The organism is Acinetobacter bereziniae (assembly GCF_016576965.1).
GTDB lineage: Bacteria > Pseudomonadota > Gammaproteobacteria > Pseudomonadales > Moraxellaceae > Acinetobacter > Acinetobacter bereziniae.
In genome coordinates this window covers 1677914-1703625 of record NZ_CP066119.1, presented here as the reverse complement: position 1 = coordinate 1703625, position 25712 = coordinate 1677914, and the positions used below count along the sequence as shown (strand labels likewise).

The 25712-nt window shown below is 39.5% G+C and carries 12 protein-coding genes; all 12 read right to left on the bottom strand.

What is annotated here, in order from left to right; all coding sequences use genetic code 11:
- Positions 1-44 precede the first annotated feature (44 nt).
- Positions 45-1583 (bottom strand): histidine ammonia-lyase, encoded by a 1539-nt coding sequence (hutH, locus tag I9192_RS07945; RefSeq protein WP_005030001.1) that lies wholly within the window; start codon positions 1581-1583, stop codon positions 45-47.
- Positions 1584-1673: 90 nt separating this feature from the next.
- Positions 1674-3350 carry a urocanate hydratase gene (gene hutU / locus I9192_RS07940; protein ID WP_005030003.1) on the bottom strand — a complete coding sequence of 559 codons (1677 nt, stop codon included), beginning with the start codon at positions 3348-3350 and terminating at the stop codon, positions 1674-1676.
- Positions 3351-3587: 237 nt separating this feature from the next.
- On the bottom strand, positions 3588-4169 hold the full coding sequence (locus I9192_RS07935; RefSeq protein WP_005030005.1) for a HutD/Ves family protein: 582 nt from the start codon (positions 4167-4169) through the stop codon (positions 3588-3590).
- Positions 4166-4918 carry a histidine utilization repressor gene (gene hutC, locus I9192_RS07930; RefSeq protein ID WP_005030007.1) on the bottom strand — a complete coding sequence of 251 codons (753 nt, stop codon included), beginning with the start codon at positions 4916-4918 and terminating at the stop codon, positions 4166-4168. Before hutC ends, I9192_RS07935 begins: the two co-directional genes overlap by 4 nt.
- Positions 4919-5246: 328 nt before the next feature.
- Positions 5247-6932: a ShlB/FhaC/HecB family hemolysin secretion/activation protein gene (locus I9192_RS07925; protein WP_200150313.1), complete on the bottom strand. Its 1686-nt coding sequence runs from the start codon at positions 6930-6932 to the stop codon at positions 5247-5249.
- 3 nt (positions 6933-6935) lie between these two features.
- On the bottom strand, positions 6936-14561 hold the full coding sequence (locus I9192_RS07920) for an MBG domain-containing protein (RefSeq protein WP_180644345.1): 7626 nt from the start codon (positions 14559-14561) through the stop codon (positions 6936-6938).
- A 214-nt stretch (positions 14562-14775) separates the two neighbouring features.
- Positions 14776-19947: a DUF4011 domain-containing protein gene (locus tag I9192_RS07915; RefSeq protein ID WP_171499363.1), complete on the bottom strand. Its 5172-nt coding sequence runs from the start codon at positions 19945-19947 to the stop codon at positions 14776-14778.
- A 108-nt stretch (positions 19948-20055) separates the two neighbouring features.
- On the bottom strand, positions 20056-22419 hold the full coding sequence (gene blp2 / locus I9192_RS07910; protein WP_005030017.1) for an Ig-like repeat protein Blp2: 2364 nt from the start codon (positions 22417-22419) through the stop codon (positions 20056-20058).
- A gap of 224 nt (positions 22420-22643) precedes the next feature.
- Entirely contained in the window at positions 22644-23042 is a 399-nt protein-coding gene (locus I9192_RS07905; RefSeq protein ID WP_005030019.1) for a GFA family protein, read from the bottom strand.
- A 30-nt stretch (positions 23043-23072) separates the two neighbouring features.
- A complete protein-coding gene (locus tag I9192_RS07900) occupies positions 23073-23588 on the bottom strand; it encodes a hypothetical protein (RefSeq protein WP_005030021.1) in 516 nt (171 codons plus the stop codon).
- Between the two features lie 9 nt (positions 23589-23597).
- Complete coding sequence (locus tag I9192_RS07895) at positions 23598-24401, bottom strand: lysophospholipid acyltransferase family protein (protein ID WP_005030024.1); 804 nt, start codon at positions 24399-24401, stop codon at positions 23598-23600.
- Positions 24402-24562: 161 nt separating this feature from the next.
- Positions 24563-25678 carry a beta-ketoacyl-ACP synthase III gene (locus tag I9192_RS07890; RefSeq protein ID WP_004831494.1) on the bottom strand — a complete coding sequence of 372 codons (1116 nt, stop codon included), beginning with the start codon at positions 25676-25678 and terminating at the stop codon, positions 24563-24565.
- Positions 25679-25712 lie beyond the last annotated feature (34 nt).

Genomic DNA, 25712 nt, shown 5'->3' with positions numbered 1-25712 from the left:
AAAATTTAGATAGATGCGGCCACTCCATGTGGCCGTTTTATTGATCACACTTTAGACAAACTCGGTAATAGCTTTGGAATGATTAATTGGTTTAAGCAACCACTGGCAAGCAATTCACTCGCTTGTTCGATATCTGGAGCAAAGAAACGATCTTCACTGTAGTAAGGCACTTGATCACGTAGTACTTTGCGTGCTTGCTCAAGTTTTGGTGAACTTTTTAATCCTTCACGGAAATCAAGTCCTTGACATGCACCTAACCATTCAACTGCTAAGATACCGCGAACATTGTCCGCCATATACCACAAGCGTTTACCAGCATTTGGTGCCATAGATACATGGTCTTCCTGATTGGCAGAAGTCGGTAAGCTATCAACACTTGCAGGATGTGCAAGTGCTTTGTTGTCACTTGCCAATGCCGCGGCAGTCACTTGTGCAATCATAAAGCCAGAGTTAACACCACCATTGGCAACTAAAAATGGTGGTAGTTGAGACATATGACGATCCATCATCATTGAAATGCGGCGTTCAGACAATGAACCAATTTCAGCTATTGCAAGGGCTAAATTATCAGCCGCCATTGCAACGGGTTCAGCGTGGAAATTGCCTCCCGAAATCACATCACCTTCTGCGGCAAATACCAAAGGATTATCAGATACAGCATTTGCTTCGATCTCGAGTACTTCTGCGGCTTGACGTATTTGAGTTAAACAAGCCCCCATAACTTGCGGTTGGCAACGTAATGAATACGGGTCTTGAACCTTGCTACAATCTTCATGTGAATGGGCAATTTCACTCGAATCAGTTAATAAGTCACGATAAGCTGCGGCAACATCAATTTGACCACGTTGACCACGGACTTCATGGATGCGCGCATCAAATGGTGCCCGTGAACCCAACATTGCTTCGACACTTAAACCACCACATACAGTCGCTGCTGCAAATAGATCTTCTGCTTCAAATAAGCCTCTTAATGCATAAGCAGTCGAAACTTGTGTGCCATTTAACAACGCCAAACCTTCTTTGGCTGCTAAAGAAATCGGTTCTAAGCCTGCTTTTTTCAGTGCTTCAACCGCAGGTAACCACTCTCCTTGGTAACGTGCCTTACTTTCACCAAGTAAAACCAAAGACATGTGTGCCAATGGTGCCAAGTCACCTGAAGCGCCAACCGAACCTTTTAACGGAATATGTGGATATACTTCAGCATTGATCAAAGCCAGAATTGCATCGATCACCTTAGGACGAATACCTGAAAAACCACGTGCCAAGCTATTGGCTTTCAACAGCATGATTAAACGCACCATCGCATCATCTAAAGCTTCGCCAACACCCGCAGCATGAGAAAGTACTAAAGAACGCTGTAATTGTTCTAAGTCTTCAGGCGCAATTTTTGTTGAAGCAAGTAAGCCAAAACCTGTATTGATACCGTAAGCTGTACGCCCTTCATTGACAATTTTTTCGACACAAGCAACGCTCGCATTGATGCCTTCATAAGCACTGTCATCGAGTTTAACTTTGATTGGATTTAAATAAGTTTGACGGAGATCTGCAAGCGTAAGTTTGCCAGGTTGAATTAAAAGTTCCATTATTGACGTCCTGTTTTGCACTATATTGTTCGCTTACAATGCCTTTTGCTCAATTGCAAAAAGCATCGTAATCGGTATCCTTGTATTTTTTTATTGCGTAATCATTGGCAAGTTCAAACCTTGCTCTTTCGCACAATCAATAGCAATCTCATAACCAGCATCTGCATGGCGCATCACTCCTGTTGCAGGGTCATTGGTCAGTACACGAGCAATACGTGCTGCTGCTTCATCCGTACCGTCACACACAATCACCACACCTGAATGTTGAGAGAATCCCATACCCACACCACCACCATGATGCAATGACACCCAAGTTGCGCCACCCGCAGTGTTTAACAATGCGTTGAGTAATGGCCAATCAGATACCGCATCTGAACCATCTTTCATGGCTTCAGTTTCACGGTTAGGACTAGACACTGAACCTGAGTCTAAGTGATCACGACCAATCACGATCGGTGCAGAAAGTTCTCCACTGCGAACCATTTCGTTAAATGCTAAACCCAATTTTGCACGTAAGCCCAAACCTACCCAACAGATACGTGCAGGCAAACCTTGGAAGCTAATACGTTCACGAGCCATATCTAACCAACGATGTAAATGCTCATCATCTGGAATCAATTCTTTGACTTTGGCATCTGTTTTATAGATATCTTCTGGATCACCTGAAAGTGCAGCCCAGCGGAAAGGACCAATACCACGACAGAATAGCGGACGGATATATGCTGGAACAAACCCAGGGAAATCGAAGGCATTTTCTACACCTTCATCTTGCGCCATTTGACGAATATTGTTGCCATAATCAAATGTAGGAACGCCCATTTTTTGGAAATCCAACATTGCTTGCACATGCTTCGCCATCGATTGTTTTGCCGCTTTTACGACAAACTCTGGTTCAGTCTGAGCACGTTGACGATACTCTTCCCATGTCCAACCAATCGGTAAATAACCATTTAATGGATCATGAGCGCTGGTTTGATCTGTCACCATGTCAGGATGCACACCACGACGAACCAATTCAGGTAAAATTTCAGCAGCATTACCATGTAATGCAATTGAAATTGCTTTACCTTCTTGCGTGTATTTTTGGATACGAGCTAAAGCGTCGTCCAAGTCGGTCGCTTGCTCATCAACATAACGTGTGCGCAAACGAAAATCGATGCTGGCTTGTTGACATTCGATATTCAGTGAACACGCTCCTGCCAATGTTGCAGCTAAAGGTTGTGCGCCGCCCATACCGCCTAAACCTGCAGTCAGTACCCAACGCCCTTTCAAATCGCCGTTGTAATGTTGGCGTCCTGCTTCAACAAAAGTCTCATATGTACCTTGTACAATGCCTTGACTACCAATATAAATCCAAGAACCAGCCGTCATTTGCCCATACATTGCTAAGCCTTTGGCATCCATTTCATTGAAATGCTTCCAATTTGCCCAATGAGGAACTAGGTTTGAGTTTGCAATCAATACACGTGGTGCATCTTGATGAGTTTTAAATACACCAACGGGTTTACCTGACTGTACCAATAGTGTTTCATCAATTTCTAAATTTTTAAGTGTTTCAACAATCTTGTCAAAACATTCCCAGTTGCGCGCGGCACGACCAATACCACCATACACAACCAATTCTTTCGGGTTCTCTGCGACATCAGGATCAAGATTGTTCATCAACATTCGAAGTGGAGCTTCAGTCAACCAGCTTTTTGTATTGAGCTTTGTACCACGAGGTGCGCGAATCTCTACATCACGAAATTTTGTTGTCGTTGTTGTCACAATAGGACTCCTTCCTTTGAGTTTAAAACAGTGAATGAAATCACTTTCACTGTATAGCAATGTATCAACTTGTATATACATCTATATACTACACAAATCTCTAAACTTGAAAAGATGATTTTTAAAATATTTTGCAAAAAAGATTTAATTGACTGAATTTATTAAAAATTATTTTTTAATAAAAATAAAAACGCATACAACTTCAAGTTGAATGCGTTAAAACAACATCAATAAAATTTAAATTTTTGTGAGTTGTATTAGACAAGTTTGAGGCGAAAACTGTGGATTCAAAATCATTATTTTTGCTAAATTTTCATTTTGTATTTTTAGACAATTCTGATGCTGTAAATAAAAAATCTTTTCATCAATCGTGACTTCTAATGGTTTGATTGACTGATTAAAAACAAATATAAAATCTGAAAAAATGGGAATTTCCAATCGTTCTTGAGTAAAAATCCATTGATATTGTGCCGATATTTTTTTGGGATCGTAGATCAAATTAAAATCTCGAATTTGACCTGCAAATAACTCACAATACACCTCACTTTCACCACTAAACGAAACACTTTGAAGCGTATGCAAATATTTGAGTTCACTATCAATATTCAGCGAAATTCCTTGACCTTCCAATACTGTTAAAAAACGCTGCATTCCATTGAATTTAGAAAATTCTCCAGCACTTTTGACATCTGCCATCGAAATGCGCCACTCAAACTCATCCAAGCTTTCTCCTACACTACGGGCAATTTCTAGCGTATAACCTTCACCGTTTTTCCAGCGCATTTTTTTATAGTGCGGTATTTCTAACAGCTCAATCATTGAGTAAATTTACCCTCAAGATAATAACGACTTCCCGGATAGATTAAACGGGCACTTGAAATCAACTGTTTATTTGACCATGTTCTACGACGAATCAGTAAACATGGTTCTGTTTTATTAATTTTCAACCACTTACATTCTTGTGCAGATGCCAAAATCGCAGTTACCACATGCTCACCTTCTGTAACAGGTGCTTTTGACATTAAATACGCATTCGGGGTAATCGCTTTGAAGTCTTGTGCAAGATAATCAGGAATCAGAATAGGATCAACCAAACGATCTTCAATTTGCACAGGGATGTCATTTTCATAATGTACGATGATAGAGTGGAATAACTTTTGTCCCTCACGAATTTGCATCAAACGACTTTGCTCTGTATTGGCTTGTATCTGTTCGAGCACCAAGACCTCCGCATGGTGTTTATGATTTCTTGCAATAATTTCTTCGGCGATATTATTGACATGAAATAAAGCAGTACGCCCCTGACCTTCAGCAACAAAAGATCCAACACCTTGTATACGTACCAATAAACCTTCGCTGGTGAGTTCACGCAAGGCACGGTTCACAGTCATACGGCTACAACCGAGTAAATTGACCAATTCACTTTCAGAAGGAATTTTTTTATTGACTGTCCATGTTCCTTCATAAATTTTTTGTGAAATCATTTGTTTCACACGCAAATACAATGGAACAGGACTATCTTCTTCTAGTGATAAGTCTAAATCCTTGTGCTTTGACACTCTTGACATTGACTAAAACTCATACAAAATATATTAAATCATTGTATATGGTCACAACCTTGTTTGTATATACAAGCCTATACAAATAATTATGATAAAAATATCTATGTCTAAATGAAGATTCTGATTTTTACATGTCATTGCTATCGCGTGGCAACATGGATGCCGTCCAATGAGGGGCTACAGAGGTACATGAGCAAGAAACAAAGCATTGCTTTGTTTGCAATGCCAGAGTGAGACATCGTCTATGAAAAGCGATTTAAACTTTATATGTATCGTGTGATATTCAAGCTTTATCGGCAAAGGAGGCTTTTGCCTCCTTATTTATCCAATCAAATTAAAAGGTCTTTCTTAAACTCAACCAATATTGTTGATTATCTCGATTCTTGAGTTGTTCAGGTGTGCTCCCTATTGGAAATGCAACTTCGGCATTGGCTTGGATATTCCATAAACTGTTCCAGTTTAAGCCTAATCCAGCACTGCTGATTTGTACTTGATTGTCGCCTGTGACTCCTGCCCAACGTTGCGCATTTAAGGTTACTTCTGCTGTATCCACAAAAACTTTACCAGTAAGCTGATGTTTGGCATTTGCAAATAAGCTTTGTCGCAGTTCTGCTGTGGCTAAATATCCAGTAGACCCTGCGAATTGGCTGGATTCATAACCGCGAACATTAAATGGACCGCCTCCTAAATATTGTTCTGCACTATCTAGATTATAAGGGCTATATTGACCATAAATCCCCAAATAACCTTGTGTACCCTTACCACCCAGATTTTGTAGACGTGAAAGATTGAGAGTTGCAGTGTAGTAACCTCCTGCTGTTTTTGCTGTCTGGTTATCTAAGGCAGCAGCATCATCATTTTTAAATTTCACACGACCATAACTCGTTGAAGCACCATATTGGGTTAAGCCTCCCCCCATGAATTGATCAAACTGAGAGCCATCCAATCGAGCAGTCACCACATCAATATTGCGATGTTTATCGTATTGGTTCAGTTGAATATCATCTTTCAGTTGTTTATGGTCATATTGTAAGCTCAGTAATACTTCTGCTGTATTGGTCAGTAAAGCAGGTTGGCTGATAAATACACTGCTTTGTGCTGCACTTCCTTCTGCCCCAATACTTTTTAAATCTTTACCCAGTTCGTAATCAAGATAGGAGTAGCTTGCGCCTGCACGTGTCCCCATTCCTGTAAAGGTAAAGGCGTATCCGATACGTCCGTAGTTCATCCGTTTTCCAGCAGTCATCAGATCTAAGCTCAGTTCATCCCCTAAACCTGCTAAATTATTGACGGAGACGCCGGCGGTACCTCGTACTCGACTGGTGTATTTATTGCCAAAGTTATCTGCACCGATATAACCATTGATTAGGGATGCATTTTGTACTTCTACATTGAGTTGGCTACTGCCCACTGTAGTTCCTGGACTTAGGACATTGCGGGTGTTCACTCCTTTTAATCGATTGAGCAATTTAAGCTGTTGCTGCATTTGATCGCTGTTGATTCGCTCGCCTTGTTTCAAGGATGCGACTGTTTGCTCTATAAGCCAGTTTTGAGTTCGGCTTTGATTGTCAATCTGAGTTTTATCGTAATACGCTTCAAGTACATTGATTCGTACGATACCTTGACTTAAGTTTTGTTGTGGAAGATAAGCACGACTATAGCCATAACCATGTTGTTGATAGTAAGTGCTAATCTTTTGTGCAACCTGCCAAAGTTGATTTAGTGTCAGTTGCTGACCTTCGGCATCAACAACCAGTTGATGAAGTTGTTGGGTGCTAAAACGACTATTCCCGATTATTTCAATTTTTCGTACAGGAATTTGTACATCTATTGCCGTAGGAGCTATTGGGTTTGCGGTATTTTCAATCTGTACTGCAGGTTGTGGCTCAAGAATTTGCCTTTGTTGCTGTTGTTGTAACAGTTGCCCAGCATTCGGGGCAGGTGCTGCATGGTTTGTGTTGCTGAAGAGCATGAAACAAGCACTTACAGATGCTGCCAATATATGTTGTTGTGATTTCATTGTTTAGTGCTCCCCTGCCAAGATTTGAATGCCTGTGGTGTTCACACCACCTTGGCGTACGTCAAGATTGACGGTATTTAATGCATTTTGTGTTTCAGGCAAATAGTGCGGTCGTTTGAATTGAATGGCCTGTAAGTAAGCCGTCGGTGTCAACATATAGATATCTGCTGTAGTTTTCGCGGTCGTATCTAACAATGTGTAATTTTGGGCATCTAAACCACCAAGACTTAAACCTGTAATCAATACATTTTTGCTTTGCCCTGTGGTCGCATTGTCAAATTGACCTGTTGCTGTTGCTACATTCAGATTATCCCCTGCATAGATGCCACTGAACTCGGCATGACTAAGATCTAAATCAGCAATTGTTAATCCATTATAGGTGCGATTATTTGCGCGAATGCCTGTAATATATTGAATCTTAGCTTGACTAATATCAGCTGTAGTTTGTGCAGTGTTATTCACTAACTCGTAGTTATGTGCATCTGCACCACTTAGGCTAATTCCTTGAATGCTTACTTGTTTGGCATTACCCACATTTTTATCACTGAATTGTCCTGTTGCTGATACGACTTTCAGTTCATCACCTGCGATCTGACCTGTAAATTGTGCTGCTGCTGTATTCAACGTTGCTTGTGTACTGGCATCATAAACACGATTATTTGCTGTGATTCCTGTGACTTGGTTAATTTTGGCTTTAGCAATATCCAATGCACCATCAACAAAGCTCAGATCGTAGTTTTTATCAACACCATTGGCTTTGTTCGTATAACTGCCTGCGTCTTTAGCGGTTATGGATGCTGTGACACCAGAAAGTACAGATTCGGTTTCACCATTGACCAAACCTGTTGCACTAAAGCCTGATGCTGTTTGGTTTTTACCGTTATAGGTCGTATTTAAACTATTCGCTGTCACCGTCGCTTTGGCTTTGGCAATATCTAAAGCCCCATCGACAAAGGTCAAATCGTAGTTTTTATCAACGCCATTGGCTTTATTCGTATAACTACCTGCATCTTTAGCCGTTACAGATGCCGTCACACCAGAAAGTACAGATTCGGTTTCACCATTGACCAAACCTGTTGCACTAAAGCCTGACGCTGTTTGATTTTGTCCGTTATAAACAGTTGATACGCTATTCGCCGTTACAGTCGCTTTGGCTTTGGCAATATCCAATGCTCCATCAACAAAGGTCAGATCGTAGTTTTTATCAACACCATTGGCTTTGTTTGTATAACTGCCTGCGTCTTTAGCCGTTACAGAGGCTGTGACACCTGTCAATACAGAACTATCTTCGCCATTCACCAAACCAGTAGCACTAAAACCTGATGCAGTTTGATTTTGTCCGTTATAAACAGTTGATACGCTATTCGCTGTCACCGTCGCTTTGGCTTTGGCAATATCCAAAGCGCCATCGACAAAGGTCAGATCGTAGTTTTTATCAACGCCATTGGCTTTATTCGTATAACTGCCTGCATCTTTAGCCGTTACGGATGCTGTCACACCAGAAAGTACAGATTCGGTTTCGCCATTAACCAAACCAGTAGCGCTAAAGCCTGATGCTGTTTGGTTTTGACCGTTATAGGTCGTATTTAAACTATTCGCCATTACAGTCGCTTTGGCTTTGGCAATATCTAAAGCCCCATCGACAAAGGTTAGATCGTAGTTTTTATCGACGCCATTGGCTTTGTTCGTATAACTGCCTGCGTCTTTAGCCGTTACAGATGCCGTCACACCAGAAAGTACAGATTCGGTTTCACCATTGACCAAACCTATTGCACTAAAGCCAGCAGCTGTTTGGTCTTTACCGTTATAAATCGTATTTAAACTATTCGCCGTTACAGTCGCTTTAGCTTTGGCTATATCTAATGCACCATCGACAAAGGTCAGATCATAGTTTTTATCAACGCCATTGGCTTTATTCGTATAACTACCTGCATCTTTAGCCGTTACGGATGCTGTCACACCAGAAAGTACAGATTCGGTTTCGCCATTGACCAAACCAGTAGCGCTAAAGCCTGATGCTGTTTGGTTTTGACCGTTATAGGTCGTATTTAAACTATTCGCCATTACAGTCGCTTTGGCTTTGGCAATATCTAAAGCCCCATCGACAAAGCTCAGATCGTAATTTTTATCAACACCATTGGCTTTGTTCGTATAACTACCTGCATCTTTAGCGGTTATGGATGCTGTCACACCAGTCAATACCGAACTATCTTCGCCATTGACCAAACCTGTTGCACTAAAGCCAGTAGCTGTTTGATTTTGTCCATTATAAACAGTTGATACGCTATTCGCCGTTACAGTCGCTTTGGCTTTGGCAATATCCAATGCACCATCAACAAAGCTCAGATCGTAGTTTTTATCAACACCATTGGCTTTGTTCGTATAACTGCCTGCATCTTTAGCGGTTACGGATGCTGTGACACCAGAAAGTACAGATTCAGTTTCGTCATTAACTAAGCCTGTCGCAGTAAAGCCAACAGCTGTTTGATTTTGTCCATTATAAACAGTTGATAAGCTATTTGCCGTTACAGTCGCTTTGGCTTTGGCAATATCCAAAGCCCCATCGACAAAGGTCAGATCATAGTTTTTATCAACGCCATTGGCTTTATTCGTATAACTACCTGCATCTTTAGCCGTTACAGAGGCTGTTACACCTGATAAGACTGATTCAGTTTCACCATTAACTAAGCCTATTGCACTAAAGCCAGCAGCTGTTTGATTTTGTCCATTATAAACAGTTGATACGCTATTCGCCGTTACAGTCGCTTTGGCTTTGGCAATATCCAATGCACCATCAACAAAGCTCAGATCGTAGTTTTTATCAACACCATTGGCTTTGTTCGTATAACTGCCTGCATCTTTAGCGGTTACGGATGCTGTGACACCAGAAAGTACAGATTCAGTTTCGTCATTAACTAAGCCTGTCGCAGTAAAGCCAACAGCTGTTTGATTTTGTCCATTATAAACAGTTGATACGCTATTTGCCGTTACAGTCGCTTTGGCTTTGGCAATATCCAAAGCCCCATCGACAAAGGTCAGATCATAGTTTTTATCAACGCCATTGGCTTTGTTCGTATAACTGCCTGCGTCTTTAGCCGTTACAGATGCTGTGACACCTGTCAATACCGAACTATCTTCGCCATTGACCAGACCTGTTGCACTAAAGCCTGATGCAGTTTGATTTTGTCCGTTATAAACAGTTGATACGCTATTCGCTGTCACCGTCGCTTTGGCTTTGGCAATATCCAAAGCGCCATCCACAAAGGTCAGATCGTAGTTTTTATCAACGCCATTGGCTTTATTCGTATAACTACCTGCATCTTTAGCCGTTACGGATGCTGTCACACCAGAAAGTACAGATTCGGTTTCGCCATTGACCAAACCAGTAGCGCTAAAGCCTGATGCTGTTTGGTTTTGACCGTTATAGGTCGTATTTAAACTATTCGCCATTACAGTCGCTTTGGCTTTGGCAATATCCAATGCACCATCGACAAAGGTCAGATCATAGTTTTTATCAACGCCATTGGCTTTATTCGTGTAACTGCCTGCGTCTTTAGCCGTTACGGATGCTGTTACACCTGTCAATACCGAACTATCTTCGCCATTGACCAAACCTATTGCGCTAAAGCCAGTAGCTGTTTGGTTTTGTCCGTTATACACAGTGTTTAGACTATTTGCAGTGATTGTTGCTTTGGCTTTGGCAATATCTAAAGCCCCATCGACAAAGGTTAGATCGTAGTTTTTATCGACACCATTGGCTTTATTCGTATAACTGCCTGCGTCTTTAGCCGTTACAGATGCTGTCACACCTGTCAATACCGAACTATCTTCACCATTGACCAAACCTGTTGCACTAAAGCCTGATGCTGTTTGGTTTTTGCCGTTATAGGTCGTATTTAAACTATTCGCCGTTACAGTCGCTTTAGCTTTGGCGATATTCAATGATCCATCAATAAAAGTCAGATCATAGTTTTTATCAACACCATTGGCTTTGTTCGTATAACTGCCTGCGTCTTTAGCCGTTACGGATGCTGTCACACCTGACAATACCGAACTATCTTCACCATTCACCAAACCAGTAGCACTAAAGCCAGCAGCTGTTTGGTTTTTGCCATTATAAACAGTTGATACGCTATTCGCCGTTACAGTCGCTTTGGCTTTGGCGATATTCAATGATCCATCAATAAAAGTCAGATCATAGTTTTTATCGATGCCACTGACTTTATTCGAATAACTGCCTGCATCTTTAGCGGTTACGGATGCTGTGACACCTGTCAATACTGAGCTATCTTCACCATTGACCAAACCTGTTGCAGTAAAGCCTGATGCAGTTTGGTTTTGTCCATTATAGGTCGTATTTAAACTATTTGCCTTTACAATGGCTTGCGCTTTGTGAATTGTGGCACTTAAACCTATAGGCTGAATAAAAATATAATTTCCAGCATCCAGACCTGTTAAGTTATAGCCTGTTACGATCACAGACCTAATTCCTGCATTCTTATCTGTAAATGTTCCTATACCATTACCACTCAATCCAACAAAATCTCCTGCAATTGGATTGATTGAAGCAGTGCCATTTATGGTTGCATTAGACAAACCATCATAGGTTTTATCTGCAATACTTATTCCATTAATGGTTAAAACTGCAGGCGTTATATTAGCTTTAAGATTTGTCGGCTGTAGCAATGTGTAATTTAAAGCATCTGTTCCCGACAACGTAAAACCTGAAACAGTGACATTTTTATCATTACCGACATTTTTGTCAGAAAATAATCCAATTCCAGTTCCAGACAACGAAATAGAATCACCCGATATTCCACCTACAATACTTGCATTTCCTGTTAATGACGCAGATTTTGATGCGTTATAAACTTTGTTTACTGCACTTAAACCACCGACATTTAAACTCTTTGTTGTTATTGTCAGTGTTCCTGATCCACCATTGTCTTTATATATAACATCATTACCAAATTGTGTTGTATTTGCCCCTGTAGGAACGCCACTGATCAAGATTGAACCATCATTTAAACTATAAACACCTGCATTTTTACCGGTTGTTTTATAATTTAGTCCTGAAACTAGCGTTCCTGAAGCAATCACCCCATCATAAGTTTTGTTAGCAAAATTAGCGACGACTTCTGTGACCAAAGGTTTTAGGAAATGACGTAGTAAGGGAGCAGATCTACCTTCATAAATACGCCAAATTTTACCAGTGCCTCCGGCATCATCAATATCCCAATCTGCAAAAGTTGAAATTTGTTGAAGTTCTGCTGTGGTTTTTCCTACACCACCAGCACTGCTTGTTCTTCCAGAAGTACTGGTGTTCCAGAAACTATTTGTGGTTATACCATTACCGCCACCAACAAGACCACCAACATACTGATTTCCAATGACATTACCTGAAGAATAAGTCTTATCAACATTTCCTCCATTAAAACCAACTAATCCACCAACATATTGATTTCCAATCACTGTGCCTGTGGCATAAGAATTATTGACTGGTCCCGAAGTTCCTCCAACTAATCCACCAACATAATTATTTCCTGTCACTGGACCTGTTGCAAAAGAAGAACTGATTAGCCCATCGCTATAACCAACCAGACCGCCAATATAGTTATTATTTGAATATTTCCCTTTTACAGTCACATTGGCATATGAGTTTAAAATATTGCCATAATTAAAATTCCAGCCAACCAATCCACCATACTGTTCAGTATTTCCTGTGACCAGCCCTGTATTGACATAGGCATTATTAATTGTGCCCAGATTAAGCCCAACCAAACCACCAGTTTTTCCATAACCCGAAATACCAATATTAGTCAGCCCAACATTTTGTATCAGTGCATCCTGATGCGTAATCGCAAACAAGCCGATCCCCTGATACATAGATTCAATACTGAGCCCATCAATCGCATGACCTAATCCATCAAAACGTCCCCGAAAAGACTGTTGTGATAGATCCATTGGGCTTAAATTTGCATTATAAAAGCCAATTGGGTCGAAACCTGTATAACCATTCCATAGCTCCGAACTGCTGGCATCTATGTCTGCACCCAACACATAATTACCACTTAGGTTACCGTTAATGCCTTGTAAATCTTGACTTGTAGTTGAACCTTGTGCGCCCAAAGCCGTAATGACTTGATAGTTAATCGTGGCTGCCGTTCCTTTTTGGGTACTAAAGTTCTGCCCTGCCTTTAAGTTTATTTTTGCGCCATTATTAATATAATAATTTGCGCTGGTATTGGCTGTATTTTGCCCATAAATCAAATTAAGTTTGCCACTATTATTGGTCGCTGTAATGTTGGCATTAATATTAATGTTATTTTGTGCATTTAAAGTCAGGCTAGTCGCACTCCCCCAAGTCACATCAGCATTAACATTGATATCACCCTTTTGATTACCCGTAGTGCTGGTTAGTAATATGACATTACTGGTTGCAAGACTGCTTGCTAAAGTGGTTGCACCAATGCCACTACTACTTGCTGATGCATTACCCGAATTAATACTGAAATCTGTAGGGTCGATTAACCAATTTCCTGTTTTTCCACTGTCTGATCGAGTGGACACAGCCGTAGTTTGATCGATCTTAACATCAGCTGCCGAGGTTTCAATAAATCCACCATCCTGACCATTTTTTCCTTCAGCTTTCAGTACACCGCTCACAGTGGTTGTGCCAGTTTGCATATCACCCAGTAGAATAATTTCGCCTTTGGCATTTTGACTTAATCGGTTGGCTTCGATAATGCCTGAATGATTCACAACGGCTTTACTTAAACTGTCTTTGGCTTTTGCAGTTAAATAGACTGCGCCATTATCAGCAAAAATTGCTCCTCCATTGTCCACCAAACCTTTAAGTACTCCTTGATCCACTTGGTACTGGGTCAGTGAACCATCTTGTAAAGCAAGCGTGACTTGACTAGCGGATGTTAAGTGCGTAGTCCCATTCGGTGTGGTAATAGAACCTGTATTTTTAACATTCGGCGCAATCAGTGCGACTGTTCCACCTTGTGAAGTTTGAATAGCGCCATAATTTTCTATACTTGCATGACTATTGGCATCACCTTTTAAAGTGAATTGACCATTTTGAATATCATGGTCCGTGAGTGCTAACGTTGAAGCAACCAATCCCCCAACATTCACTTGAGCGGTTTTAGAGAAAACCACACCATTAGGATTGAGTAGAAACACCTGACCATTGGCATTTAAACGCCCCATGATTTGCGAAGCATTACTGTCTAATACATGGTTAATTGCGACTGAAGATGCATTATTTTGGTTAAAATTGACTGTCGCATTTTGACCAATGTTAAAGCTGTTCCAATTGGTGCTCAGTGTTTGACTACTTTGATTAATATTCAGGGTATGCCCATTTTGAGAAATCGTTGCCGAACCAGAATTAATTTGAGCGCCTGTCGGTAACTCGATATTTGAAATCGCAGCCTGTACAGATAAAGGCAACAGTGCTAATCCAAATAAAATCAAAGCGGATACTTTTTCAACAATCCCCATTGTCTTATTTTGATCAGTGACTGTACTTTGTGAAGGACGATGATTCTTGGCAAGTTCTGAAACGGCTTGCCAACATCCAAGTTGTGCATTCCAGATGACTTTGTAAATTTTATTCATGATATGCCCAAATGTAATAGATTAAATATTAACCATCTAAACATAACTTTACATAACTAGATATACCTGAAATCAGTGATTTTTAAAGATTTTTTAATAAAAACTACATAGTTTATTTAAATAAATTTACACAAAATAAGACTTAATTTACTGTAAAATCACAATACATAAATTAAGTCTCGTTTTTATAAAAATCACAATAAAAATATTTATTCTATGAAGTTTGCTGAGTTAAATTGACACATTCAATTAATTGATTGTGTAATTTTTCTAGATTTGCTTTTGGATCAAGCCACCATTCCACTGTCCACAATTGAATCACAGTCCAACCGAGCCCGATTAATACAGAAGGACGTAATTGATCTCGATCTCGTGCAGTTGCAGCTTTGGCATAATCATCCCCGTCTACCAAAATACCTGTTAAATACTGACCAGCAACATAAGGGTTTTGGATAGCAATATCTATACGGCTATCTCCGCTGCCTACTGCCAAGTCAACTTTCCAACCTAAATGCTCTAATTGAGCTTTTAAATACAGCATGAGTTCATCTTTAGCCTTTTCTTTTTCAAGTGTTTGCGAGTAATACGCCATTTGCCCAGTTTGTGCAAAACTCAAGAAATCTTTTAAATCTCGCACCCCCTCACTATTGGTTCGAGACAAATCAATCTGGTCTGGACGCAGTGTTGAGAAAACATGTAGTCCTTGACGTGCACGTGTAATCGCAACATTTAAACGGCGTTGTCCGCCTTGACGATTCAATGCACCAAAATTCATCAGTAATTTACCCAGTTGATCGGGCGCATAAGTGATGGAGAAGATAATAATATCTCGTTCATCACCTTGAACATTTTCCAAATTTTTCACAAATAATGGCTCAAAGCCATCTCGGCTAAGTTGCTCTAATTCAGGACGTTGCGCCAATTCGTTATCAAGCAAATCTTCAATTAGTTTTTGTTGAGTAATATTGAATGTCACCACACCAAGCGTTTGTTTAATCTCTGCAGTCAGTTGCTTCGTTAAATGTTGTAGAATAAACTGTACGATTGCCTGAGCCTCAGCTTTGTTGGTTCGTGTATCACCCTTGTCATATACACCTTCAACAGCGTGCAATTGAATTGCCTTATCTTTTGCAACAGGTGCAGGAAATGTCAGCAACTCACCTTTATAATATTTTTGATTACTAAACTGAATTAGGCTTTCATATCGACTACGATAATGCCAATTCAATACCAGTTCTGGTAATTGTGCAGCTAAACACTCATCTAAAATACTTTCCAAATCTTCGGTAACGTCTTCATCGACTTCTTCGGTATCTCCTTTTCCAAAGAAACTGGTGGGCGGCATTTGTTTATTGTCACCAACAACAATCGATTGTTCTCCTCGTGCAAGTGCACCAATGGCATCCCAAACAGGGATTTGCGAAGCTTCATCAAAAATCACCACATCAAATTTAGACTCAGGATCAAGATATTGGGCAACCGACAATGGACTCATTAACATACATGGCTTGAGTCCAGTAATCACATCTGGAATCTGTTTGATGAGTTCTCGTACTGGAATATGTCGACGCTTTTTGCCCAACTCTTTGTTGAGTAATGCCCATTGCTTTTTAAACTCATCAGGGTTCTCAAAAATTTTATGCCAACGTCGGGTAATTTCCTCACTGGCAAATTGTTGATGTTCACGATCCTGTTGTGAAAATTTAAGAATTTTTTGTTGATGTAATTCACCATTAAATTGGTTGAGTTCAGGATGTTTACTAAACTGTTGAACAATCCATTGACGTGCAAGATTGATATCCACCAATAACGCCACATGATCTTGGACTAATTTTGCATCAAAAGACGAAGAGGTTTGAGCTAAGCAATGTTGTTCTAAGTATGCGCTAAAACGAGCCAAACCTTGTTGTTGAAGTTGTGTTTTTAAACCTTGCCAATTTAACCAATGACGCCATTCATTGATCATATGTTGCAAGTTTTGTTGACGTAACAGTAATTCTGTAAATAAAATTTGAGGATATGCGGTTAAATTTTCTGTCTGAATTTGCTGATCTGGCAATAACAGTGCATAGCATTGCTGTAATTCTTCAATATGTTGTTCAGCTTCAAAGTGCTTCTGTTGACTTGCGAAATCCAATGCTTGTAATAATACCACTGGGCTTGAAATACGATCTGCAAGTTGGTTTTTGAATTGTGTCCAAGCCTGTGCCATATTTTCAAACTGTGCCCAATCTGTTTTTTCACCTTGCCAATATGTCTGCAGTTTTGCGCCTAAACTATTTTCAAGCGCTTTAAACTGTTGCTGATGATTTTGAATATTGATCAACAGTGGCAAATCATTTTCTACCACCATAGCAGAAGGGCGCTGTTTATCAGTGTGATAACTACGCATCAAGTTTCTTAACTGATACTTACCAAACCAAGACCATGGCCAAAACTTAGCAGAAGCTTCTCGCCATTTAAAATCTATCTGTTTTAATTCAGCTTGGTAAATCGATAAATCATATTTAAAAATTAAACGTGTCTGGCTTTGTACGATTTCTGTTGTTACCGCTTTGGCTTCAGAAATTTGACGTATGTCTAAACCATCAATAATTTTCAGCAGTTTCAAATCATATTGTTGACTGAATGCAAATATTTTTTGGTAGATCTCTAGATCAGCTTGAAGCTGCTGTAAATTTTCTGCTTGTTTGAATTGGCAAGCATCTTGCCAAACATGTAACGAACGATGTATTTGAGGAATTAATTCTGCTATACGTTGTTGGTTGTGCTGATACTGATCTTGCCACAACAGATTCCAGAAATTCGGAGAACTCCCTTCAGCAAATCCATTCAGAGTATCTCGTGCGTTGCTCGAAATTTGCTGATACTGCAACCATGCTTTGACAGCCAAATCTTTTAAGTGTGAACGTGCTTGATGGGTCAATTGTTGAATATTGAGATCAAAACGCAATGTTTCGATCTCTCTATGTAACAACTCTTCACTCATGGCATCAAATAAACTCCATCCTATTGAATGTTGTTGATGCAAAATCTGCACATGCTGATTGAGCACATCACGGCTTTCGACCAAATGCTGTGAAAGTACTTGCCACTCTTGTTGGGTTTCTTTTTGGGTGATTGCGTAAGGATTATTGTTATTTTCTGCACGTTCACGAAGCTGATCAAGCACTTCTATTTTTTGTGCTTTGGCAGAATGAAGCTGTAAACACAGATGTCCTAATCCAATTTGATTCAGTCGTCGATACACCACATCCAATGCTGCCATCTTTTCAGAGACAAATAGTACGGATTTACCATCTGCCAAGCATTGCGCTACCATATTGGTAATGGTTTGTGACTTTCCTGTTCCTGGCGGCCCAGAAAGTACAAATGTTCGCCCTAAAGCCGCAGACATTACGGCTGCAAGCTGTGAAGAATCCGATGACAATGGTGTAAATAGCTGCTTGGGTTGATATTTTTGATCAAGTTCAGCGGGATGTGGAAAAGCATCTTGTTTTTTAAATGGCTCGCGTGGCGTTTCAATCAAATGATGAACCACAGCTTGTTCTTTTAACTGCTGTATACGTAAAGAAAGATCTCGCCACATTAAGTATTTTGAAAATGAAAACTGACCAATCGCGGCTTCAGTAGTCACCTCCCAGCCTCGCATATTGACCACAGCTCGGCGAACAATTTGCAAGACGGCATTAACATCTACCCCTGATCCATCTGTCGGTAGCGGGTCCAATCCACTGATTTCAATTTCAAAGTCCTGTCTTAACAATTGCAACAGGGTTGAATTAAAACGCGGCTCATCATCATACATCCATAAACGATAACCAGACTTTGCCGACTCTCGTGTCATCCGTACAGGAATTAACAAAAGTGGTGCTTTAAACGTTTTCTGAGCTTTCTCTGACTCTTTCCACTCTAGAAAACCAACTGCCAAGAATAAAGTATTTGCCCCACCTTCTTCCAAAGCTGTGCGTGAGGCGCGATATACTTCCACCAAACGCTTATTTAAGGTGTCGCTGTCTAAGCCACTAAATAGCAATTGGCGATGTAGGTTTTCATCAATATAGTTTTGGACGTGTTGGGCTTCATTTTCACGAGTGACTTCTTTAAGAGAAATATAATCCACACTTTGAAAGAAAAACCCTTTATTCTCAGCCAAAGCATCTTCTAAAGAAGCTAAAGTTTTCTCAGAACACTGTAAGGGAATACTTAAACGGTTATCTTTAAAATTTAATAACTTATTTCTTAAACTTAAATCCAGTAAACGTCTTAACCATCGCTGAACACGCGTTGCAACATTTTCATTTGCATCCATAACCGCATATTCAGGTAAAGAAGCTGCTGTCCATGTCATCTCATCCTGATCTAAATTTTGCACGACATCCAGCTGTGTTGAAATAGGACGTACACCACGTAAACGACTTTGCCGAATATCCACAGCAACATAAAACTGTTCGATTTTTTCAGCATCATGTAAATATTGTTGTGCTGAAGTTATGGCTTGTTTCAAACTTGCTTGTGATGTTAATAAGGTGGTTTCAATAAAAGTAATTGCACCAAGCTCCATATACTTACGCAAGTTTTGAAGATCATCAATTAAAACATCAACAACAGGGGTTTCATGTAACCATACCCCGATAAAACTGTGACCTTGGGCAATCATCACGATGGGATCAAGCCCAATTTGCTCAATCAAAGAGCTCATCAACATGGTGCTATCCAAACAACATGCCATTTTTTCATCTAAAATTTGTTTGGCAAAACGAATACGCTGCCCATGTTGGATATAACTTGCAGGATTCACAATATAATGTAAATTCTGTTCATTTAATGCCTGCCAAATTGCATTCAGCTGATTTAAAACTTGTTCAGGGCTTTTATCCGAGTAACCATTTAGACTGCCTAAATTCTTTTGCACTAAGTATTCGCTAGCACGTTTAAGAATAGGTGCTAAAGAAGCTGCATTTGGTTGTGAGAAACAGGCTAAAAGTTCAAGTGGCTGTTTTTCTCCACCCCATGTATCAACTGTAAGCACTTCAATATCTTGCTGTTTCACTGCTAACAGCTGATCATCTGAATCCAACCATTTTAAATTTAAATAACCTTTTATATTTTCATTCAGATGAAGTAAAAAATTGAGATCAAAATTAAGTTTAGGATTACTGAGATAGATGTTTTGATCTTTATCACTTTTACCGATTCGAATCTCAGTGGGTTGAAAAAATGCAGGATGAGATTCAATAATAAGCTTACTTTCAGAAAGCTGCTTACTTCCAGTTAAAGAAATATGACGAATTAAAGGAATTGCGTTTTGCTGAAAAGTAAAATTTAAGCTTGAAGTCGCATCGAGAGAAATTTGAAATTGATCGTATTCCACAACATCTGACATGAAAATTGTAATCCTAGAATTTTTTTGATTATGAACTTAGTGCCTTACTCTATACTAAATCTATCTCAATAAAAAAGCACCCGTAGGTGCTTGTTGTGTATATTTCAATTAAAACAAAACTTGCTGTGAATTTAATAACTCAGCAATCGCATCTGTAGAGAATATGGTCGTACTTGGTAAATTATTCATGTATTGATCAACAGTTTCCGAGGTTGAATTCATTATATTTTCACTTGTCGTAGCACTGTGCTTCATTGCACTTTCAATCACATCCTCAATCTGTTGCTCTTTAGGCTCTAAAACAGAAGCATCCAAAAATAAATCATTTACAGAGGTCTTATGATCAGTGTCTAAATGAGTTTGAATAGAACCATCAGTTTCAGCAGCTGTTTGCAAAAGCTTTGCAATATTTTCACTGGTTAAATCAACACGATTCGTTTCTGTATGTGGCGGCATGCTTTGGAGCAAAAAGTCACGATTTGCGTAAGAATCAGGATTCAGCTCAGCATTGACAATATTACTGGATAAAGAATTACTGGCTAAAGAAGCATGAGAATCTGCCGAGTTTTGATCCATTACTGAATATTCGTCAGCCAGCGCTACCTTCACGCCCACTTCAACCACCGTAAATGAGCGCGCATCACTCATCAAACTGGTATTTCCAGCCTTATCCGTTTGTACGCTGGTAATGCTATGTGCTCCCAGACTTAAATCATAATCGAAACTGAATGACCATTTACTGTCTGCGCCAACCGTAACTTTTCCAACAGCTTTGTTATTGTCATAAATAATCAATGTTGCACCTGCTTCACCCGTCCCCGAAATCACTGGGCGTTTATCATCGGTGTTGCCATTGGCTGCAATTGAACCTTTGCTTTCACCGACATCATCTACCACATCTGTAATTTTAGGGCTTGCTGGTGGCGTGACATCTTTAGTTCCTGTTACCGATGTAACTGCTGATTGATTTCCAGCTGCATCTGTTGCATATACACTCCCTAATTTTGCCTCAGTCAAAGCGCTTGAAAGCGTGACCGTATAATTTCCATTGGCATCTGTCGTTGCCGTACCCAGCAGTTTATTCGCACTGTCATAGACGGTAATTTTAGAATTCGCTTCTGCTGTTCCTGTAATGATAGTGCCTTCAGCATTTAAACTGGCTACAGGTTTTTCAGGGGCTAAGAGGTCTTGCCCAGGTTTAATTTCAATGGCTTTAGATTGATTTCCGGCTGCATCCTCAATGATAATTTTACCTGATTGGTTGGTTCCCAAAGCAGGCGAAATTGTTATATTGAATTTCCCCTGTGCATTGACTGTACCTGTTGCAATTACAACACCTGTTGAATCTTGAATGATGACTTTGGCATTGGCTTCTGCAGTACCGAGTATGCTCGTTCCCTCTTTATTGAGTTCATATTTCGGTTGATCTGGCGCAATCGTATCTTTGCCCAATTCTATTTTGTGCTGTTCGGATTTATTCCCTGCTGCATCAACCGCTTCAACAGATCCTATTTGACCTGCGGTCAAAGCAGGTGAAATTGCAACTGAAAACACGCCTTCGGTATTGGCTTTTGCTGTTCCAATGAGTTTACCTGATGCATCATAAACATTGATGATTGCATTGGCCTCAGACTTACCTGTGACAATGTTTCCTTGATCATTTAATTGCGCCTGAGGTTCTACAGGTGCAATGGTGTCCTTTGTTCCAGTGACTTGCGTATAGCCCGATGAATTTCCAGCATCATCTTTGGCTTTAACGTAATAACTATTATTATTGACCAATGCTTCAGGCAATGTTACTGAATACTGACCATCTTTATCCACTTTGACCGTGACAATGACTTTTTCATTTTTGTCTACCACATAAATTGTGGCGCCCGCTTCGGCTGTACCACTGATTTTCGTACCCTCTGCATTGATTGTTGCAGTTGGTGTTTTCGGCGCAGTGATGTCTGGTGGTGAACTCGATTTATTATCTCCATTGTCAATCAGTGCCAAGCCTAATCCGATTGCCGAAAGGACCCCTAAACCAGCTTTAGCAGCGCTTGAGGAAAAAAGCTCAGAGATTGAAAAATCTGAAGATGATGCTGAAGTTGACTCATAAGCACTCAGTTGTTGCGCAGGAACAGTATTTGCACCTTCGTATAATAGTGAATCTAATTTTTGCAGCCCCGTGTAATGAGTGAATTTGCCCGTATCATCAAATTGTGCAAGGCTAAAAGTTCCATCCGCCTTCGGAAATGCCAAAGAGTGCACTGTGGTTGTATGGGTCTGGAAAAAACCCTCTAAAACAATCTGTTCACCATTTTTCAATGTCACAATGAGCTTATCACCAGATTGTTCTAGCGTTTTAACATCTTGTTGTGTTACCCCAATTTGAATAATTGAGGGTCGATCTAAAATTACCGATTTGGATTGAGTATCTTGCAATAAAGTTTGATCTTGTTTCGCGGCAACGACTATTCTTGTCATTTATATCCTCAATTCATTTAAAGTTTATTTTTTTGAAATTATACAGAAACCCTATATAGACACCAATGCATTTTAATCACTACTCAACCATTTATAGTGCTCTGATAAATAAGCGATAAGTAGATAGAATTCATTTGCTTAAAAAATAAATTTTAACGTTCAATAGAATAAATTGATATTAAATCCAGTGGATCATTATTTTTTAATAAAATGTCAAACTGAACTTAACATACAGCTTGTGCAAATTGGGGTGCATCATCCAAAATTTCAAACCATGCTGCTTTATTCTCAGTAAATGCATGTGACATAATTTTTGCCTTAACAGCTTCATTAATGATTCCAACACGTAATCGAACCACATCGGGTAAATCTAAACGCGCACTGAATAAGGGCGAAGCACAGTGTTTACAGAAAACTCTTTTTTTATTAGTCGTTGCATAATACTCCCCCAATAATTCTTTGCCTTGAACAATGTCCAAGTCCTTACTGTAAATTGGAGTAATTGCAACAAATGCAGAGCCTTGTGCTTTCTGACATTGTTGACAATGACAAACAAATATTTCGGCAATTTCACTACGGATTTTAAATTGAATGCCGCCACATAAACATGAAGCTGTATACATATTTTTTTCCTTGATGAATGTTTGTATTATTTATTGGTAATTAAATGGATAGTTTGAAAAAAGTGCACTATCTATTTGCTTAACTGCTTGCTCAAATTGAGCAAATTCATTATCAGTGATTGATCTATCGATATATTCTTCACATTCTTGCAACAACAAAGCAAATTGTAAAAATTGAAAAAAATTAATCTGCATTGACTGAAGTGAATGGAAATTTAAAGCATCCGTAAAGCCTAAATCATGATCATAAAAGAGTATCTCAAAACTTTGCCGATCCATAAACCATTCATCACCTTGTCCAGTTCTTCCAATCATCCATACTTGTCTTGAAAGTATTGGAAAATTTTGTGCTAAGTATTGATTTTCCTTGAGTGCTTTTTCATATCCAAACAGATGAATATCCGCTGTGATTTCAGTATCAGCACATGTTTTTAGAAATTCGACATAGTTTAGATCTTGAGGAAAAGAACTGACCTCTGGAATTATTTGCCGACAAGGGTTCAAGTGTTTAAAAATATCATCTAAATTATTTTGAAGTTCAAACATAGGGCAAACTCAACCTGAATATTTAGAGTTTGTATCTTTCAAGCCGGCATCTTGTGCCCGATACGACTTTAATGCTTCGATTTCTGTATAAATAAGCTGTTGTAATTGATCTCTAAATAGAATCATATCATCCATGGTTTCAATCTGATCAATCGCTAAACGTGGCATAAATTTAAAATAAAAAGGAATGCGTTTCGGGATAATATGTTTTGGAATTGAAGGAATCACTTCACCATGTCGAAGAAAACGGTCAATTTTGGGATTGGACAATATTTTGTTAAACCATTTCTGTTGAAGTAAGACATTGACATCAAATGCTAAATCAAAAACCTCATCTCCGCCTAAAGCCACAAAAGGTGCAATTTCATAGCCAAACTCTTGTGCCAACTTTAAAAAACCGAAACGCTGTTTCCAAATCAATTGATAAGCTTCACCTTTGCGTTTAATGACCTCTCGCCCACCGCCTGGAAAAACCAGAATTGAATAGCCCTGACGCATTGCTGCTTTAGCATATTCTTGAACACCATCAATGCCCCCAACACGCTTTACCACCTCTTTCCAAACTGGGATATGAAAGTGCATATGATCAGCTAGACTCACCACAGCAATCTTATGTTCAGTAAATAAATAGTCGATCAAAATCGGAGAATCAAGTACGCCATAAATAGTGTGATTCCCAACATACATGGCTGGTTTATGGGGTACGAGGTTTTCTGTGCCTAAAAATGTTGGACGAAAATAAAAGCGTTGTAAACTACTGATCAATCGGATCAGTTTAGCATTGTGTCGTATTTTTAAAGTTTTATCGGTCATGTTGTATCTCTACAAACTGATTTTCAACATTTTTAATCTGCCCATTATTCAATTTAGAAGCTTTTTATGGAAACTTGATTAACAATAAATTGCTTTAGACTTCAGGCAATCACTCCCCCTTTATTAAAGACGGAGTGAACAGCTATTTTTACTAGGTTGATTTAAGCAACATGCTTTTGTACAAGGATTGAACCTACAGAATAGCCAGCCCCAAATGAACAAAGTACGCCATACTCACCATCATTGACCTGATCAGCAGTACGATGCAATGCGATAATCACACCCGCAGAAGAGGTATTGGCAAACTCGTCCAAAATAATGGGTACTAATTCTGGATCAGCTTCTGCAACCTCACGCCCAACAATCAGTTTTAGAATTAATTCATTCATATTGGCATTGGCTTGATGCAACCAGAAACGTTTAACGTTTTCAGGTTGAATACTGTTTTTTTCCAATTGCGTAGAAATGATTTTTGCAACCAATGGGCAAACTTCTTTGAAAACTTTACGACCATCCTGACGAAATTGTTTATCGTCGCGAGACGTTAATTCAGAGCCATTTAAAAATCCAAAGTTATTACGAATATTATTCGAGAACTGGGTAAATAAATGGGTATCTACGATTTCAAAACCTGTTTTGGTTTCAGTTTCTTCGATAATCGAAGCTGTAGCCACATCACCAAAAATAAAATGACAGTCACGTGAACGGTAATCCGTATGCCCAGAGGTAATTTCAACATTGACCAATAACACACGGCGAGCACCCGTTTTCACAGCATCATAAGCTTGTTTTAAACCGAAAGTCGCCGCTGAACATGCTACATTCATATCATAAGCATAGCCTTGGATACCAAGTGCAGTTTGAATTTCAATCGCAACAGCAGGGTAAGCACGCTGTAAATTTGAACAAGCAAGAATCACAACATCAATATCTTCTGCTGTAACACCAGCATTTTCCATCGCTTGTTTTGCTGCGATTACGCCCCACTCTGCCTGAATAGAAAGCTCTTCATCAGAACGCTCTTCAAGACGTGGTCTTAAACGGTTAATGTCCAATACACCTGATTTCTCAATCACATAGCGGCGCTTCACACCTGATGCTTTTTCAATAAAATCTGCACTTGAACCACGACGTGCAACAACTTCACCAGCTTCAATTTTTTCAGCATTTTCAGTGTTAAATTGTTCCACATAAGCATTTAAACAATCCACCAACTCTTCATTGGTAATCACTTCTTCAGGATGGTACAAACCTGTACCAGTAATACGGATGCCCATGTAAAACTCCTTTTCTCAATTCACAAATATTTCA